Annotated in this window: 10 protein-coding genes; 7 read left to right on the top strand and 3 right to left on the bottom strand. The window is 56.1% G+C overall.

Features of this window, described 5'->3' with window-relative positions; translation table 11 throughout:
• Positions 1–10: 10 nt before the first annotated feature.
• Entirely contained in the window at positions 11–2,521 is a 2,511-nt protein-coding gene (locus tag AWM69_RS07825) for a fimbria/pilus outer membrane usher protein (RefSeq protein WP_218726176.1), read from the top strand.
• Positions 2,522–2,584: 63 nt separating this feature from the next.
• A complete protein-coding gene (locus AWM69_RS07820; protein WP_218726175.1) occupies positions 2,585–3,667 on the top strand; it encodes a fimbrial protein in 1,083 nt (360 codons plus the stop codon).
• 49 nt (positions 3,668–3,716) lie between these two features.
• Here the strand turns inward: AWM69_RS07820 and AWM69_RS07815 are convergent, their stop codons facing one another.
• The 3 genes from AWM69_RS07815 to AWM69_RS07805 form a co-directional block, all read right to left on the bottom strand.
• Positions 3,717–5,150 carry a hypothetical protein gene (locus AWM69_RS07815; protein ID WP_218726174.1) on the bottom strand — a complete coding sequence of 478 codons (1,434 nt, stop codon included), beginning with the start codon at positions 5,148–5,150 and terminating at the stop codon, positions 3,717–3,719.
• A gap of 213 nt (positions 5,151–5,363) precedes the next feature.
• Positions 5,364–7,556, bottom strand: a complete 2,193-nt coding sequence (locus AWM69_RS07810; RefSeq protein ID WP_218726173.1) for an autotransporter outer membrane beta-barrel domain-containing protein — start codon at positions 7,554–7,556, stop codon at positions 5,364–5,366.
• A gap of 248 nt (positions 7,557–7,804) precedes the next feature.
• Complete coding sequence (locus AWM69_RS07805; protein ID WP_218726172.1) at positions 7,805–9,802, bottom strand: hypothetical protein; 1,998 nt, start codon at positions 9,800–9,802, stop codon at positions 7,805–7,807.
• 1,229 nt (positions 9,803–11,031) lie between these two features.
• On the opposite strand from AWM69_RS07805, the gene AWM69_RS07800 reads away from it, so the two are divergent.
• From AWM69_RS07800 to AWM69_RS07780, 5 genes are all read left to right on the top strand, one after another.
• A complete protein-coding gene (locus AWM69_RS07800; RefSeq protein WP_256930240.1) occupies positions 11,032–11,889 on the top strand; it encodes an ABC transporter permease in 858 nt (285 codons plus the stop codon).
• A 69-nt stretch (positions 11,890–11,958) separates the two neighbouring features.
• Positions 11,959–12,555, top strand: coding sequence for an ABC transporter ATP-binding protein (locus tag AWM69_RS07795; protein ID WP_373274293.1), 597 nt, complete (start codon positions 11,959–11,961; stop codon positions 12,553–12,555).
• Positions 12,556–12,605: 50 nt separating this feature from the next.
• Entirely contained in the window at positions 12,606–13,712 is a 1,107-nt protein-coding gene (locus AWM69_RS07790; RefSeq protein ID WP_218726170.1) for an ABC transporter permease, read from the top strand.
• On the top strand, positions 13,705–14,796 hold the full coding sequence (locus AWM69_RS07785) for a polysaccharide biosynthesis/export family protein (RefSeq protein ID WP_373274292.1): 1,092 nt from the start codon (positions 13,705–13,707) through the stop codon (positions 14,794–14,796). Before AWM69_RS07790 ends, AWM69_RS07785 begins: the two co-directional genes overlap by 8 nt.
• Before the next feature lie 188 nt (positions 14,797–14,984).
• Positions 14,985–18,749, top strand: a complete 3,765-nt coding sequence (locus tag AWM69_RS07780; protein WP_218726169.1) for an HAD-IA family hydrolase — start codon at positions 14,985–14,987, stop codon at positions 18,747–18,749.
• Positions 18,750–18,761 lie beyond the last annotated feature (12 nt).

Below are 18,761 nucleotides of genomic sequence, written 5' to 3'. Positions count from 1 at the left end.
GAACCTCACCATGATCCTTTTTTCAGGACGATGGCGCTCGCCTGCTCGCCTGCGCCTTGGCCACTGGCTGCTGATCAGCAGCGGCGGTGCTGCGTGCATCGCGCCGGTACCGGCACAGGCGAGTCCCGGCCTGGCGTTCCAGCCCGGCTTCATGCTTCAGAGTGCCGGTCAGCCGGCCGATGCCGGGCGACTGGCGCTGCAGGCGCTGGCCGATACCCCCGACCTCGGCCCCGGGCGTTATCGGGTCGAGGTCCGGGTCAACCAGGACTACCTGGGGCCACATGAAATCGAATTCATCCGGGACGGTTCCTCAGGGTTGACACCGTGTTTGACGGCGACCCTGCTCGAGCAGTTCGGTGTGCGTCTCAACGCTATCGCCGAGCCCGAGCAACTGAACAATCAGTGCGTCAACCTGAGTACGCTGATCCCCGGCGCCAGCACCACCCTGAATGGCGGCGAATTGCAGCTGTCGGTCTCCATCCCGCAGATTGCCATGCACCGTGACGTGGTCGGCTATGTCGACCCGGCCCGCTGGGATCACGGGATCAACGCGGCCTTCCTCAGCTATCAGGTGTCAGCGCAACAAGGCTCCAGCCGGTATGGCGGGAAAAACGACAACCAGGATCTGTATCTGAATGCCGGGATCAATCTCGGCCCCTGGCGTTTGCGCACCAACCAGAGCGGGCGCCAGGGCACCAGAGGCGCGCGTCAATGGACCCGCGCCTACACCTATGCCCAGCGGGACTTGCCGGGGATGAACGCCAACCTGACCCTGGGCGAAGCCTTCACCGGTGGTGAAGTATTCAAAAGCCTCCCGCTCAAGGGGGCACTGGTCAGCTCGGACGCGGGGATGCTGCCCGATGCGATGCAAGGCTATGCACCGGTCATCCGCGGGGTCGCGTTGAGCCGGGCACGGCTCGAAGTGCTGCAAAACGGTTACCCGATCTACTCCACCTACGTCAGCGCCGGCCCCTATGAAATCGATGATCTGAGTACCGGCGGCGGTGGCGGTGAGCTGGAAGTGGTGCTGACCGAAGCCGACGGGCAGGTCCGCCGCTTCAGCCAGCCCTATGCCACCCTGGGCAATCTGTTGCGCGAGGGCACCTGGCGCTACAGCGCCGCCCTCGGTCGATACAACGCCGCCAGCGACATGGAAGATCCGCTTTTGTGGCAAGGCACCCTCAGCGTGGGTACCCGCTGGGGCTCGACCCTGTATGGCGGCCTGTTAAGCGCTGACTTTTATCAGGCCGTGAGCCTCGGCGTGGCCAAGGATCTGGGTGCCCTCGGAGCAATGGCCCTGGACGTGACCCGCTCCGATGCCGAACTGGGCATCCCCGGCCTGGACTCGGTGCAGGGCATGAGTTACGCCATCAAATACGGCAAGACCTTCCCGACCCGTACCAGCCTGCGCTTTGCCGGGTATCGTTACTCCACCGAGGGCTACCGTGACTTCGATGAAGCCGTGCGCCAGCGCGCCCAGGACGTGCGCTTCTACGGCAGTCGCCGCAGCCGGCTCGAGGCGGCGGTCTACCAGAATATCGGCACGCGCAGTTCCCTTAATCTGACCTTTTCCCAGGAAGACTTCTGGCGCAGTGATTACGAACGGCGCCAGTTTCAATTCAACTTCAATACCCGCTACCGGGATGTCACCTACACCCTGTTCGCCAGCCAGTCCCTGAGCACCCGCAGCGAGCGCATCGACCGCCAGTTCGGGCTGAGCATTTCGGTGCCGCTGGACTTCGCCCACAGCGCCTCCGCGACCTTCGACGTGCAACACAACGGTGACTCGTTCAGTCAGCGCAGCAGCCTCAGCGGCAGCCTCGATCAGCATCGCCTGAGTTACCGCGCGGCACTGGCCAATGATAGCGGACAGCAAAAATCAGCCGAGTTATCGGCGGGCTACCAGACCCCTTACGGCAACTTCAGCGCCGGGTTGAGCCAGGGTTCTGGCTACAGCAGCCGCTCCTTCAGCGCCAATGGCGCCGTGTTGCTGCACGCTGAGGGTATTGAACTCGGCCCTTATCTGGGGGAAACCGCAGGCCTGGTCCATGTACCTGGCGTCAAGGGCGTCGGTGTGAGTAACGTTCCGGGGGTTCGCACCAGTGCCCGCGGCTATGCCCTGATGCCCTATCTGCGCCCTTATCGGGTCAATCAGGTCGAACTCGAAACCGACCAGCTGGGCCCCGAAATCGACATCGACAACGGCACCACCCAGGTTGTACCCCGGCGCGGTGCGGTGGTTAAAACCACGTTCAACGCACGCTCGGTGCGACGCCTGCTCATCAGTGCCCGTTTCAACGACCAGCCCTTGCCTTTTGGTGCCCAGGTGATCGACGCCGAAGGTGCGCAAATCGGTGTTGTCGGCCAGGGCGGCCAGATCCTGCTCAGCACCCATGACCGTCCCCAGGCACTCGACGTGCGCTGGGGAGATGAGAGCACCGAGCAATGCCGGCTGCAGGTCGATCCGCAGAGCATGGATCAGGATCGGGGCTACCGCGTGCAAACCCTGGCCTGCCACTGAAACCACCCCATCACGTGGCGCCGACGCCCGGTCGCGCCATTTCGCTTTTGAAGGAACATACCCATGACATTATTATTGCGACGCGGGCTCAGCCTGCTGGGCATCCTGCTCGGATGGCAACTGGCCCTGCCCGCCGTGGCGAACACCTGCCGCTGGGACAACACCCCACCGGGGCCGATGGATTTCCAGGCCGATGTGGGTAACGTCTATGTACCCCGCGACGCCGCCATCGGCAGCATCTTCGGGCCCAAAGAAAAACTGCTGTTCACCAACAGCCAGAACAGCGCAGAAATCCGCTGCAGCACCGACGGCAGCGTAGTGCTGGAATTCAATGCACGGGCGACCTCGCCCATGGTCAGCGGGATCAATGCCTGTACCGACCCGACAAAGATCTTTCAAACCAACATTGATGGCGTGGGTGTCTGCATCACCCTGGAGTTTCCGTTCAACGGCACCGGGAGCACGACCTTCTACCCGGTCAACGGCGTACCCACCGTGCCGTTCGACGCGGTAACGATCCGACGCATGATTAGCCCGTTCCTGCTGTGGCGCCTGCGCAACAAAGTCACGCTGGTGAAGACCGGGCCCATTGCTCCGGGAGCCCATACCCTGAACCGGCAATTATTCGACGGCTTTTTTACCGGTCTGGGCCTGGGCCTTCGCTATGGCCTGCATGGCACCATAATCCAGTCGCAATGCGCCGTGGGCGCTAACCCGGTCAGTGTCGACCCGGTGCCGCTGGGCGACTGGAACACGTCGGACTTCACCCATCCCGGTTTCACCACGGCCCCCACGCGCTTCTCGATCACCTTGTCCAGCTGCGAGGCAGATCCGACCGACACCGATCAGGCCACCGCGTACATCCGGCTCGACGGCGCCAACGGCTCGCAGCCGGTCGGTGATGGCAGCGACGGGGTATTCAGCCTGAGCAATGGCTCGACGGCTGCCGGCATGGGGATACAAATTCTGCACGAGGACGGGGTTACCCCGGTGCCATTGGGCGCCGACGTGTCATTCGGTACGATTGAGAACAATAAAGACAAAACCCTGGGCTTCACCGCCCGGTTTTACCAGACCGCAGAACGCAGCGAGATCAACGGCGGCAACGCCGAAGGCGCCCTGGCGTTCACCCTCACCTATCAGTGAGTCACTCAAGCCCCTTGCAACAGGGGCTTGAACCCGGGGCTCGACATTCTCAGGGCTTGAGCATGGGCCGCAGCTCAACGAAAGAGAACCAGGTGGCGCCATCGTCAAAACTGACCTCGGTCTGCACGATGAATCGTTGGTTGACGGGCAAGCCAGACATCAGGCTTTTCGGCGCCGTCACCACCACCCCGGCCTCGGTTTGCGCCGCAGTCACACGGTGCTTGTCCAGGACCCCGATGCCTTCCACGCTGATGCTGATCAGGCAGTCGGTGCTGATGAACGCCCACTTGCGTTGCGAAATCGGCAGCCCCGTCCCGGGGATGGCCCCGCTCGACACCGGGTCCGAAAAGGGAGCCGCCAGTTGCGGAACCGGGTAACTGTATTTGTCCACTTCACTGATGGTCAGCGTCAGCGGTGTCGAGGGCACGCTGGAGCCATCGGGCAAGTGAATGGTGTAATACACCGGCAAGGTCTTTTTCATCCAGGCGGCAATGTTCTCTTTGGGAATATGTACATCCCGTGACTGGGCACTGACCGGCACGCTGATGGCCCCTTGGCTGCCCGACTCGCCAAACTGCAGCTCAACGGTGTCTTCATCAAAGTACACCGCCTCTTCAGGGATGCGCACTGTGGCCCCGCCCAGCGCACTCAACGCTTTAAGCACACCGCTTTCGGCTGGCGTGTCGCCGATTTCAACGACCCATGGGTAAGGCGCTACACGCGGTGGCCTGAGGACCGCAATCGTTATCGGGACCGGCGTCGATACCGGGCTCGAATTGCCGGCCCGGTCCTCGGCCCGGTAAGTTACCTGCCATTGGCCGTCCTTGACCGTGTCACGAAAGAAATCACCGCTGAACGTCAGTTGCACCCGATCCTCATAGTCATCTTCGGTCAACGGCTGGCTGCGAAAAGAGTGGGATACCCCGTTGCTGAGGTTTTTCCACTCACCCACGATCACGTCACCCGGCGCGGCGACCTTATGGAACGGCACATTGACCTTTACGCTGTCGCCGTACGCCGCGAGATAGTCCTTGGTGACACCTGCGGTCAGGACCTCTGCGGGAAACAGCAGTTCGCTGGGGTTATTCAGCGCCGGGGCTTGCAAATCAATGGTCAGGACCCGGATGTCCGAGGGTTCGGTCTGCCCGGTGGCCAAAATCAGCTGGTAATCCACCTCATGCCGGCCCTGGCTCAAATTCAGGGCGGGCACCTCAATGAAAAAATCGTCAGGTTCGATTCGGCTGCTCCAGGACTTGATCCCGACCGATACCTCATCCCAAAACAGCTCTACGCTCTCGGGGTTTTCCGGGGTTGGATTGCTGTTGTCCCAAGGGGCAAATTCAACTTTTAACGGTTTGCCCTGAATGCTGGCCGGTAGCAAGCCGACCTGCCCGCCGGGGATGTCTTGCAACATCGCCAGGGTGAACGGCTTGGGGCGAATGCGACGGATATTCTGATCGATAAAACGCGTGATTCTGGACATTTCTGATCTCCTCCTGGGGCCCGTGGCGAGCAAACACGACAGCTGACCCGCTCCGGTGCATGAAGTGACTATTAATGCCCAGCCCCCCGCGCTCGTATACTGTCAAACCTGACAGGTAAACCCCGCAGAGCATGGATTTCGACAGCCCAAAAAAAAGCGCGGGCCACACCGCTGGCCCGCGCTTTTCGTTTTTGACGTGTACTGGACGCGTGATTACCAGCTGTAACGCATGCCGATATTCGCACCCCACGGTTGCTCGATCTTGTCGCCGTTGCTGTAGTCAAAGTCGGCATGCACCGAGACCTTGTCGGTCAGTGTCATCGCCAGGCCGGCGCCCAGTTCGCCACGGGAACCGGAGAGGTCGTTGTTGAAGACATTGCTGTTGACCTGCACTTCATTGTTATTGGCGAACTCATGCACATAGGCCGCCCTCACGTAAGGTTGCAGTACTGTGCCATCGTCCAGCGTAAAGTTGCGCCCGGCGGTGGCCCCGACCTTGCCCAGCAAGGAGCGCGTGCGATCACCTTCAGCCTTCAGGCCGTTGTCCAGATCGTAGTCTTTGCCCTGGATGATCACACCGGACAGTTGCGTGTAAGGCTCGACAAAGTAGCCATCGTCGAGCTTGATGTGGCGGCCGACTTCCAGAGACGCGCCGATACCATTGTTGTCGAAGCTGCCCTTGGTTTGCTGGCCATCGCTGAGCTGGACCTTGGACTCGTTCTGGAACCGGTTGAACTTGAGCACGCCGTCCAGGTAGTAGCCGCTCTGCTCATCCATCCAGGTGGTGTATGCGCCGGCATAGTAGCTGTCGACAGTGCCGCTGGTGCCACGGCTCATGTCCAGGTCTGAGGTGCTGTAGCCGGCCATGAGACCAACCAGCCATTGCCCGTCCCCCACCGGCAACGGCGCGTCGGCACCCAATGACAGGCCTTGCTGGGTTTGTTGATACGCCAGACCGGAGCTCGCACTCACGTCGAACTTGTTGCCGTAGGCACGGCTCCAGGCCCCCGCTTTGCCATGATCCATACGCACTTCGCCCATGCGGCTGCGCAGGGTGCTGAGTTCACCGTACCAGACGCTGGGGGCTGCATTGAACAGCGCCATGACCGATTGCGTGCCGGGGCTGATAACGCGGCTGGCCGTGTTCAGGTACCAGTCATTGTTGCCCTGCTGGATCAGGTCATAGGAGTACGCCCCCAGGTCAACCGCACCATTCAACAGCGAAAACGTGGCATCACCGGCAGCAATATGAATCACCGGAACCTGCCCGTCAGCCGTTGGGTCGGCGCCGCTGCTGCCCATCAAGACCTTATGCGCCCCGGTAGCGGTACCGGTGACATTCAGGGTGTCCACCTGGCCAGTGGTGAAATCGGCATCCATGATGAATGTGCCGCTGCCGGACAGGTTGCCCACGGACAACTGATAAAACTCGCTCGGGCTGCCAAACTGGATCGCTCCGCCGTCCATGGCCAGGTTGGCCACCTCGCCGTTGCCGACCATCACCCATTTGGCACTGTCATTGACCGCCAGTGCGCTGAGGTTTTCCAGGCGACCGGTCAGGCTGGCGCCGCGGGTCAGCGTCACGTCTGCCGTGCTGCCGTTTTCAACGATCACGTCCCCCACCAGTTGCGTTGCGCTGTCGCTGGCGGTGAAGTTGGCGGAGCCGTTGCTCTTGACCTCCAGCAGTGCGCCGTTACCCCCGGTCAGGCTCGTGCCATTGCCCACGGAAATGTCAGCAGCACCGCCCTGAACGAGAATGGCCGAGCCCTCCTGGCCTTCAACCCGTGTGCCATTGAGTTCAAGACGCGAACCGCCCGCTTCGCTCGGATCGTCGCGGACCACAATCCCGGTCATGCCTCCGACAATGCTGCCACCCGTGGCGCTGGCCGTACCATCAAACATGAGCAGGCCGATACCATTGGCATCGGTGCCCACCACGTCACTGTTGTTTAACGTCAGGTTGCTGCGGGCACTGATATGCACGCCCCGGCTGCCACCGCTGATCACACTGTTATTGACCTCGGCCGTTGAGCCGGTGCCGGTGGCAGTGAAACCCAGCAACATGCCTGCGGTAGCACCGGATATACGGCTGTTGTTGATGACCCCCGAACTGTTGAACAGCTCCAGTGCAGTGCCCGAGCCATTGGTCGTGACCGAACTGGAATTGAGATTGACTGTGGACCCGTTCTGAGCCCGGATATTCCAGGTAGAGGCGTTATTGGCAGTTAACGTGGCTTGGGTATTGAGTGTGTAACTGTCAGGCGGGGTGTTCTGATCAATCACGACATCGTCGTTGATAATAGGGCCCGCAACCGCTTGTTGAGCGATCACCAGAAACTGAGCCAGTACGATGTACTTCATCGCGCTGGCTAGAGGGGTCAAGTTAAACAGATTGGTAGCTGACATATTGTGGTTCACCCTTGGTTCACTAACCGTTGTTAACGCCCATCCTCTTACTTGGAAATAGGCCGAAACTTACAAAGGTGCGGATGCTACTTTTAACCCTCCGCATTGAATGTAGGAAAAAGCCCAAATCAAACAGGGAATTGTTGATAAGCAAGTGTTGGAACGTTAACCCGCGCTTGTCACAGCCGTAATGATGAACACTCCGGCAATCAGCCCCCGGAGTGTTCATCGCATGGATCAAGCCGTATTCAAGGAATGATGCAACCACCACTGCCCATGAACATGCCCACCGGGGCCGGGGCCGGCAAAGAGGTGACGCGTTTACCCTTGTAGGTGAACGAATACGTCACCACCGTATTGGCCTCCGGATGGTCGGGCGGGTTATAGGCCGGGGCAATATGCGTCACGTATGGCTGGACCCGCCAATTGAACCCGGTCACCGGGAATGGGCTCGACGCATCGCCCAAGGTGACGGTGTCGATCAATGCCGCGGAAGTAATCTCGGTGGTGCCGGTCCGGTCCTGAAACAGCCTCCACGACATCTCCACCGTATCCCCCGGCGCCAGCCAGGCCGATAGATCAGGCACGCTCACCACAATGGCGTTGTCCGGTGCCTGCAATGAAGAGCACACCAGCCAGCCCCGACTGGTTATATGGGGGAACGTCGCCGGATTGGGTTCAATGACAATGGCATCCACTACATCCACCAAAGTGACCTGCGACTTTTGCCGGTTAGGCGTCACCGTAGGGTCGCCAATGGTGTAATAGACCTGCTTGCCCGGGCCGTTGTCCGTGGCCAGGATATAGTCCCAGGGAATCTGGATGGTTTTGGTAGAGCCGGGGGTTTCTGTGGTGATGGTGAAAGTCGCTTCCGTCACCCGGGTGTTTTCCCACCAGAACTCCAGGGTTTCACCAGCGTTCACCGGGTCGTAGATCGTGAATTCGAAATCAGCCGGTTTATTCGCATCCGTGATGTCAAGGAGGTTATCGCCGCCACCTCCTTTGACCACCCCGGCCAGCAACACCGGATTGGTCGGGTCTGGAAAGTCCGGATCGGGATCAGGCAACGGTGGGCCAATGACGCTGAAATCAACCAGAAAATCGTCCTGCTGCGGGCCAAATACGCGCCCTTGCCGATCGACCACGTAGCTGACCGTCGTGGTCTTTTGCCCGGTAGCGCCGACATATGCCGTGCGCAGTGTCTGCGCCGGGACGGGAATCTCGGTGACGGTGTTTTCCAGCGCAATCACCGCGGGCAAATCCAGCCCGCCCCAGGTGGCGCGGATCATGTCCCCGGACTTCCAGCCGGTGTACGTCGGGATCTCGACAAAAACACCCCCGGCCGCTGTTTCCAGATCGATCACGGCGCCATTGGCTCCGACCGGTACCTCAGGCTTGGCCACCACATTCGGCAAGGCGCCCAGGGTGACGGTAAAGCGCTTGTAACCCGAAAGGCGACTACGATTCAGCGCCCGGTCGAACAAGGTATAGAGCACATAAAAAATGCCGTCCTGCCGGGTCTCGATATACGCCTGGGGGATGGTGATCTGGTTATTGGCCGGCACTTCCCGCGCAGCCTCCACCGGAGGAAGCGTGGTCGGGTCATCCGGCAACGGGTCTTTGGCGTACCAATACACCACAGAATCACCCGCGGCCTTGTCGAGGTAGTCAGGGATAACCCCGGTGACGCTGCCGATATTGCTGTCATCCAGCTCGCTGGTGTTGAACACCATGGCCCCCGGCTCAGGAGTCGCAGAACGTTCATTGGGCGCGGTGGTGTCGCTGGTCAGATTGACCAGGGCACTGGTGGACACCTGGCCGGTGTACTGAATCACTTCATGCTTGAACGTAAAGGCGCCGTCCGGCTGCAGGTGATTGAGCGGGATATTGAAATCCCCGGTCCAGGTATCGGCGAACGGGTAGACAAACTGTTGGCTCAAGACCCGGACGAACGACGGGTCCTGCGGATCGGTGACATGACCGGGCGCGATGAACAGCTCCAGATCTTGAGTGTCTCCCGGGGTACTGCCGGTGTTGGACCAGATCGGAATCACCGTATCCAGGCCGTTGAGCTTGATCAGCGGACCATTGAGCAGTCCGTCGACCGGGTCGAGTATCGCGGCAAATGTCGCCGTAGGCAGCGGGTCGTCGAGCTTGGCCGCACGGGTCAGATGACGCTGGGTACGAACCTTGCGGTACGCATCACGCGCCTCCTTTGAGCGGTTGCGGGAATCCAGGGTTGCCATGTTTTCACTCTCCACGCGATCAATAGTAGCCGTGAGAACGGCGGTGGCTATCGAGGCTGTGCGGCGGTCTGAACACTGCAAGGGCGACCTAAGGATCATGCCCAAAGCTCTGCACCACATGACCTTGGAAGAATTAAGCAACAGTTTTCACAACCCCGATACTGTCAAAGTTGACAGTGGGCCGACGACGCATCTGGCTGCAGACCCAAGGCGTAACAGGCAAACCGGAGAGCGCTTCGCCCCATCGCCAACCTGTAGCCGCTGATGAGCAGAGCGAGGCTGCGTCCGGCTTTTCGCTCCTCCCGCCCCTTCCGGAAACAGGAACACCAGGCTTACGACGGCTGCGCCGCCGGACGCGGCCTCGTTCTACTCGACCGCTGCTACAACCTTTGTAGCCGCTGCCGCAGGCTGCGATGGGGTGCGCAGCGACCCGGCCTGAAGGTCCTTCGGCCCTTTTCGCAGTAACCCCCAGAATCAGGGTTCAAGGAGGTACATCCCCCCAACAACACCCAACCTCCTCCCGGCACCGCCACGCCACCGTGCGCGGCATAGGGCAGCACAAAAGCCACCACCTACAGAAGAATGACGAATGGCATTGCGCACGATGTTTTCCGACGCTCGGGCCAGGCCATTGAGGTTGGCCCGGGCCAGTGCCGAAACATGGGGCCTGCGGGGCTGCATTTTCTGAAAACGCAACACGACCGGCGGACCGGGCTATGGTCAGTGAATGTCAACGCGCAGAGACCGTCGCAAGTTTGTAACTTTCCAGGGCTACGGGTAAACAAAAGAAGTCTTTACCAGCTCGATTCTCAATAACAACGCGCTCCTTCACTGATAGACAGGCGCTCATGACAACTACGATCGCACTCATGCCAGCGACCAACATATGACCTTTCTTAAACCAAGGTGAGCCACATCGCAGTCTGATGCAACGAACCCTAAGCGCTGACCTTTTTTCCAAGAAAGGGTGATAGCACCCAAAAAAACCTCATAAAAAGCAACTCGAACTCAAGCTGGATAGTGGCTTTTAGATATCGCCCTCAACCCCTTACGATTCCTTACTCCTCGAAAAAAGCCAGCCATTTGAATAGACGGTCATCGCTAAAAAATTAAGACTTGTCCTACATACGGTAGCGCTTCTTCATTGACGCTCATACTACGAAACGATTAATCTCCCAGCCCTTAGAACATGGAAGACTATAGAATCCCGGCTTTACCGCGCGGGTTTCATGCATTTCCTGAAAATGAATTCCCCGGCGCATTCATTTGCCCGGCTCTGCTTTGCGGTAAACATATTGAAGCCTCGTTCCTCGTTTCAGATTCAAAAATCGGTGATCTTCGCTCTGATGCTGCGCGAAGCACGAGCCCGTTTTGGTGACCGTCGTATGGGCGCGGTCTGGACTTTGATCGAACCCGTGTGCCACCTGTTAATTTTTACTGTTTTGTTCTCGTTAATTCGCGGCCGTACAGTCGCAGATGTTGAATACCCGGTGTTCGTGCTGGTAGGAATGGCACCTTTTTTGCTATACCGCAACACTGCCTTACGCCTCATGGACAGCCTTCGAGAAAACCGCTCGTTGTTCGGCTACAAGCAAATCAAGCCCCTCGACACCTATGTTGCCCGGATGCTAGTGGAAACCTGTATCAGTGCCACGGTGTACGCGATTCTGGTATTTGGTTTCGCGTGGTATGGCTTCGACATGTCGGTAACCAATCCACTGATGTGGGTGGCAACACTGACCTTGGGAGTGTTGTTTGCGTTTGGCTTGGGCATGGTGCTGGCATTGATTACCCATGCCCTGCCCAGCCTAAAGATGGTCATTCGCATGGCCTTTTTCCCGCTTTACTTTATTTCCGGTGTATTAGTACCCGCCTCTTATCTGCCGCAAGCGATGATGCCGCTGCTGCTGCTCAACCCGTTCCTGCACCTTGTCGAACTGATTCGCGCTGAAGTCCTACCTCACTACACTCCCGTAGCTGGGGTGTCGGAAGGCTACGTTGGCACATTCACTGTGGTGTTGCTGTTTATTGCCTTGGGTAGCTACCGCGCACGCCGCTTGCACCTTGTTTCCACGAAGAACGGATGAGTACAGGCCAACGTGTTCGAGCTTAGAAACGTTACCAAATCCTACCTGACCCCGAAGGGACGTCGGTATGTGTTCCGCAACCTATCGCTGTCGATCCCACCAGGCAAGAATATCGGCCTGATCGGGCGCAACGGCGCGGGCAAGTCCACCTTGATGCGCCTTCTGGGCGCAGCTGACATTCCCGACTCCGGCTCTGTAATCACTGACAAGAGCATTTCTTGGCCGGTTGGCTTGGCGGGCGGCTTTCAAGGCAGTATGACCGGTCGCGACAATATCAAATTCGTCTGCCGTATCTATGGGGCCGTCGGTGACGACATGCGCGAGAAGGTTCGTTACGTACAGGACTTTGCTGAAATCGGTGACTGGATTGATGAGCCGATCAAGACCTACTCATCCGGCATGCGCTCGCGCCTTGCCTTTGGTCTGAGCATGGCCTTTGACTTTGATTACTACTTGATTGACGAAGTGATGTCCGTCGGCGATGCACAGTTCAAGCGCAAGTGTGCCGAAGTATTCCAAGAGAAACTGCAGCAGTCAAAAGTTGTGCTGGTGACACATAGCATGTCAGAGATAGAAAAACTCTGCGATATCGTGCTGCTAGTACGCGATGGCGGCATTCAGATTTACGAAGACGTCGCCGAAGGTATCAAGATTTACAACACCTGACTCCCCCGATTAATAAAGCAGTACCGTTCGACTTCAAGGATGCATCACATATGAGCAGCAAGGGTAAATTCAAGCGCTGGCGCCTGGCCATCGGCCTGGTGATCTTGCCGATGGTTCTGGCGGCCATCTACTACGGCGCATTCGCCACTGATCGCTACGTCAGCAGTGCCCAGGTGGTGGTCCGTCAGGACGGTGGCAATCAGGCTGCAGCGATGCCCGGCCTTGCGACTCTGCTGACTGGCGCCAATCCCGCGTCCCGGGAAGAGACTCTCTACCTGCGCGAGTACATCGGGTCCATGGACATGATGCTATTGCTCGAAGAACGCCTGCATTGGGTCGAGCAATACGCTGCACAACGCAGCGACATGTTCTTCTGGCTTGACAAGGACGCCCAACGCGAAGACCTTCTCAAGTACTACCAGCGCATGGTCGCGGCCAACTACGATGAAACCACCGGATTATTGCGAGTTGAAGTACAAGCCTTTACCCCCGACTTGTCGGTAAAAATGCTGCGCACCATCCTTGAAGCCAGCGAGCACTTCGTGAACGAAGTCAGCCACAGCATTGCCCGCGAACAGATGACCTTCGCCAAAAGCGAACTGGCAACTGCCCGGGTTCAATACGCGGACCGCAAAGCTGAACTGATCGACTTCCAGAACACCAACAAAGTACTCGATGGCGCCAACACCGCACAAAGCCGCGCCACCATCATTGCCGACCTCGAAAGCCAGTACACCAAAGAACAGGCCGTATTGACCGAGATGCAGTTCAAACTGCGCGCCGATTCGCCGCAAGTGAAACAGCAAAAACAAAGGGTTAACGCCATTGCCCAGCAACTGGCCAAGGAAAAACGCCTGCTGGTGTCGTCAACTGACGGTTCACAACTGAACGTAGTCGCCTCTGCCTTCCAGCAACTGACCCTGGACGCCGGCATTGCCGAAGCCAGCTACACAACGGCCATCGCCGCTCTTGATAACGCGCGCATTGAAGCTAGTAAAAAGATCCGCACCCTGGTGACAGTCGTAAGCCCAAACACCCCCCAATTGGCTCTGTACCCCGAGCGCCTGTATAACCTGGCAACTATCTTGCTTGGCCTACTCATGCTGTACGGCATTACCCGCTTCATCCTGGCTTCGATCGAGGATCACCGTGATTAAATCCCTTGCTGTCCCATCATATTTCAAACTAAAGCTGGCGGCACTGGCCTTGGCAAGCTTGAGCTTGGCCGGATGCGGCGGCACCTTATCAGGCGCTGGCCCGTACAAAGGCGCAATCGAATCCGAGAACACGACCTACAACCTGGTCGAGATCAATGCCAACACCATAGCCCCTTATATGCGGGGCGCCGTGCGGCCGATGCAAGCATCCATTGCCAAGCCAACCGCCCCATCGGCACGACTGATGCCCGGCGATGTCCTGAGCGTGCTGATCACCGACAACGCGCCAGAGGGCTCGGCATTGTTTGCGCCGCTGTCCACCGGCGGCACCCAGCTCAAAACCAGGATCGACGATCAGGGTATGATCTCACTTCCCTACGTCGGCCGTCAGTTTGTCGCGGGTATGACCCTCAACCAGGTTGAGCGGATGATCATCAAACAGCTCAAAGGGGTGACCACTGACGTGCAAACCCACGTCGAACTGGTTGGCGACCTGTCGGGTTCGGTACTGGTCGCGGGCGCAGTTAAATCTCCGGGGCGCTTCAGCACTCTGCAAGGCCCACTGACCCTGCTCGATGCCGTCAACCAGGCAGGTGGCCCAGTCATGGAACCGCACCTAGTCAACGTCACTGTACGCACCGGAAGCCAGGTTCAACAATTCAACTACGAAGACATTTTGGCTGGCAACAACATGCTGCTGCGCCCCAACTCGGAAGTGGTCCTGGACCGTGCGCGTCAACGCTTTGTTGCTATGGGTGCAGTGCAGGAACCCGGGCTGAAAGATATGCCCTCACAAAGCACCAGCCTGCTTGATGCACTGGGCAGTGTCGGCGGACTGCGAGAAGCCAATGCCAATCCGGAAGGTGTATTCGTTTTTCGCATGGGGGAAGGAACCAATCCAAAACCTACGGTCTTACGTCTGGACATGCGTGACCCGGCCGCAATCTTCTACGCACGGCAGATCGTGATAAAACCGGACGATACCATCTACGTAACCAACGCAGCGATCTACGAATGGCAAAAAATCATCTCTCCAGTAGTGCAAACCATGCTTTTGGGTAGAGCAACCGGCGCTTATAAGTAAGCGTTTAGGCAAGAAACCAAATCATTCCTTAGCTTGACTTGTGCCTGCCCTTCAACGGAATTCACAAGCAAGCTAACGAAATAGTACAATTTTTTATTAACCTCCTGTCCGAATCATAGAGCGTCGCTGAAATGACGAACATTCGTTACGCTAGCACGTTTACGGACTGACACTCTTCAGGATGAAAGATGCGCTTCCAGAAAGCTTTATTCATGTCAAACTTTGGTATCGACATGGGCTTACCCGAGTTCCGGGTGGGTTCGTACGCGACCTATCTTTTGCCATTCAGCAAGGTTTTTGAAAAAGCCACTGGAGGCGAATCTAAATTCTTGCTTGGTTCTCACACGCTCGATTTGCTCAATCGGAAGAGCAAAATTACTGAAATAAATGCAAAAAATAGTTTTGTCGTAAAAGGCAAGGAACACGCCAGTCTCTTCGGTTTGGGTGACGACTTCCTGCTTGAAAGCTATCATGACTCCTTTGGCGACAAAGAAGAGCAGTACGTAAAGTACTTCAAAAAATTGTTTGGCGACTGGCAGCCAGATGTGATTTTCTGCTGGGAATTCCCAACAACCCTATTCAGAAAAATATTCCCCAAGGCACTGGTGCTGGACATCATGCCCGGCGCGTATATGCGCCCGCCTTACCCTAAAACAATCAGTGTCGACCCTGTAGGTTTGTATGCGAATTCTTTCCTAAAAAACTACGACGAATCGCAGGATTTCAAAGCGCTGGACGACACAAATGAGTTCCTGAAGATTCGCGATCTTTACAGCCATTACTTCAATCATGACACCGACGTGAAAGACGTAATTCTTGACCTGGTCGATCCAACTCGCAAATTCGAAAAGTACTGGCTAGTCCCAATGCAGATCTCAGGCTATTTTGGCTTCTATGAGAATTGCAAATATAAGGACCAGTTTGAATTCCTGACAGATGTATTGGAAAAAGCACCGAAAAATGTCGGTGTGATCGCAACCCAATATATCGGCAGCTTGGTCTCCGAAAAAACTCTGAACAACCGTAATCTTGGGTACATTCGAAACCTGTATCAGAATTTCCTGTACAGTACTGAATTTGAGAAACTGGACAATATTTCTCAATACATTACCCCATGGGCAGATAGCGTAATTACCGTATCCAGCACACTGGGTTTCCAGGCGCTGCTGCACGAAAAGAAACTCATCTCCCCATCTACATCGCATCTTTCATACATTGCGTCCGACTATGGTGACAATGCGCGCAAACAAGACGAAGCTCTTATCGCCTCGCTATTCTGCCGCCAGAATATACTTGTGGAAAAATTACTCCACGACGTAGATTACTTCAAATCGATACTCGTGGGACTGGATGAGCGCAAAAGCGACTCAGCAATCGATGTGCTATCTGCACTCCCAAGACCAGCAAACCTTTATAAAGATTACTTGTCCTACTCCCCATTCAGCGGAGCAGACAATCAAATAAAAAAAATGGGTGGCATCATCAGCAGCAAGAAGAATTCGCTTCGCAGCCTGCTGGATCGCATTGAAAAATACGATGTGATCTCATTCGATATTTTTGACACACTGCTGAGAAGAACCGTTTTCAAGCCAGAAGACGTATTTGTGCTCATCCAGAAGAAACTGGAAGCTGAATATAAAAATTTGCTCCCGGCAGTTATTGTGAAGCGATTCCCAGAGTTGCGCGTTGGCTTTGAACGTCAATTGCGCAAGGAATATGACCAAAATCACAATACGACAGACGTATACACAGAGAAGAACGAAGAGTTTTACACACTTGAAGTTTATCAGCGCATGCTGGCAGCGTTTGGCTTGAATGAGAGCATAGCTGAGCAGTTGCTAGAAATTGAGCAAGAGGTTGAGTTTTCGGTTCTGGAAGCTCGCTCGCTCGGTAAAGCGTTATACGATGTCGCCATCGCGAAAGAAAAACGTGTCCTGCTCATTTCTGACTTTACTCACACCGAATCCTTCGTGAATAAAGCCATTACCCAAGCCGGTTACATCGAACATGAAAAACTCTACGTTTCCTCCGAGATTGGCCTGAAGAAACACTCCGGCAATCTTTTCAAGCATGTACTTGCCGACCTTGAAATCAAGCCAGAATCCATTCTTCACATCGGTGACAACTCGACTGGCGATTTCCTGCGAGCTATTAACAATTCGATTTTCCCGACCAAGATCCTCTCAACCCGAGAGCGTATCAACCAGATCTTCAAAAATCGTGCGATCGACCTCACTGTATTCGATCAAAGCTTCTACCTGCGCACTGCGGCAAACCTGTACGCCGAAGAATACTACGATGCATTGTTGGTCGCAGGTGACAAACCCGTAGATAGCGCAAAGGAAAAACGCGACCTGTTTTCGACCCCCGGCGAATTTGGTTTCCTTGCAATGGGTCCCGTCATCTACGAATTCACCAAGTGGATCTTGGACAACGCAGTAGAACAGAAATGTAAAAAAGTGCTTTTCTTCGCCCGCGACTGCTTCTTGCCGTATGAGGTTGCTAAAAAGCTGGTTCAAAGTGTAGACAAATATCGCGACTTGCAGCCTGTTTATCTTGCGGTTTCCAGAAAGGCGCTAACCTGCCTGAACCTGCATCAGCCGGATGATTGCTTTAAGGTACGCATTGACGACTTCTCGCGTCACAAGACGCTGGCCGAACTTCTGAGCAGTCGATTCAGAATCGATGCTAGTCGCGTAAGCGAAAACCACCTCAAAAAGTGGAATATCGATGGTGTACAAACCCTGATCAAGGACACAACCCTTGGCGCAATCTATGGTCTTGTACATGAATACCTAAAAGATGACTGGCAGGCATGGGACGACGTAAACGGCGTTTCCAAAGATGCATTCAGAGCCTACCTCGAAGAAAACGACGTGACCAGCTCCGACGACGTTGTTGCTGTCGACTTTGGCTATAAAGGCTCGGCGCACTCCGTCGTGTCCGAATACTTCTCCGCTAAATTCATCCCTCTGTTCTTCATGACCTACAATGGAGAAATGGGTAACGATCCTTACCCTGAGGCCAAAGCCTACCTCTTCAGTAATATGAACGTAAGGCACAAGACCTGTACTCCGCTCATTTCTCACAACTTGATTATTGAAACAATAATCAACGAGCCGCTGGGCAGCCTCAGTGCTTACACGTTGGTCGATGGTCAAGTGCACCTTGAACGCGAAGAATTTGATAGTGACACGCACAAAGCCAAGATCCGTGCCATTCATAACGGAGTGCTGAACTTCAGCGACTTGTGGATTCAGAAAATCGAGCACCTAGGCGCCACCATTAAGCTGGAAAGCAACTCAGCCACCTATTTGATGACTCAGTTTTTCTCACGCCCGGGCAACATCGACCTTGAAATTCTGAGGGGCTTGGTTTTTGACAACGCTTTCGCCGGCGCTGAAAACAACTACATCCTTTCTCCTCGCGGAGCAAATGATAAAGACATCTGGAAAGAAGGCTTGGCACTCGTCAAGAAAAATGCAAAACCGACAAGCGCCGTTGCCGCCGCCGCGAGCAACGTAAAAAACATCACAACTGCAATAGTCAAGGCAACCGCCCCTATTGTTAAGGCTGCTACCTCGTCGGCTCCAAAGCCGGAGGCACCAGCAAAACCAGCCGCTCCAAAAACGCCAAACTCTGCGGCGAATACACCCTCGATAGCAGCGAAGCCACCAACGATACCAGCTCAACCGGTGGCTTTCCCGGCGTACACTGGCGAAAAAAGCTACAAATCAGTAAAATCCTTGCATCGATCGCAATTCCTGCACGCGCTTTCATCGATCGCTTTTCCAGGTAAAAGTTGCAACATCGATAAAGAGTGGATTAGCCTTGTTGAGTCGGAAGGTAAAAACCACGTTGCAATCAAATTCCTGAAGGAAAACGGTGGAATTTGGAGTTCAGAACTTTCACTAAAAGACAAAGTTTACCTGTCAGCCTTCGGCGGTAAATAATCACGATCGGGT

Source organism: Pseudomonas sp. D1HM (genome assembly GCF_019266105.1).
Taxonomy (GTDB): domain Bacteria; phylum Pseudomonadota; class Gammaproteobacteria; order Pseudomonadales; family Pseudomonadaceae; genus Aquipseudomonas; species Aquipseudomonas taetrolens.
The sequence above is the reverse complement of the archived record's forward strand: the minus strand, read 5'-3'. Positions and strand labels throughout refer to the sequence as shown.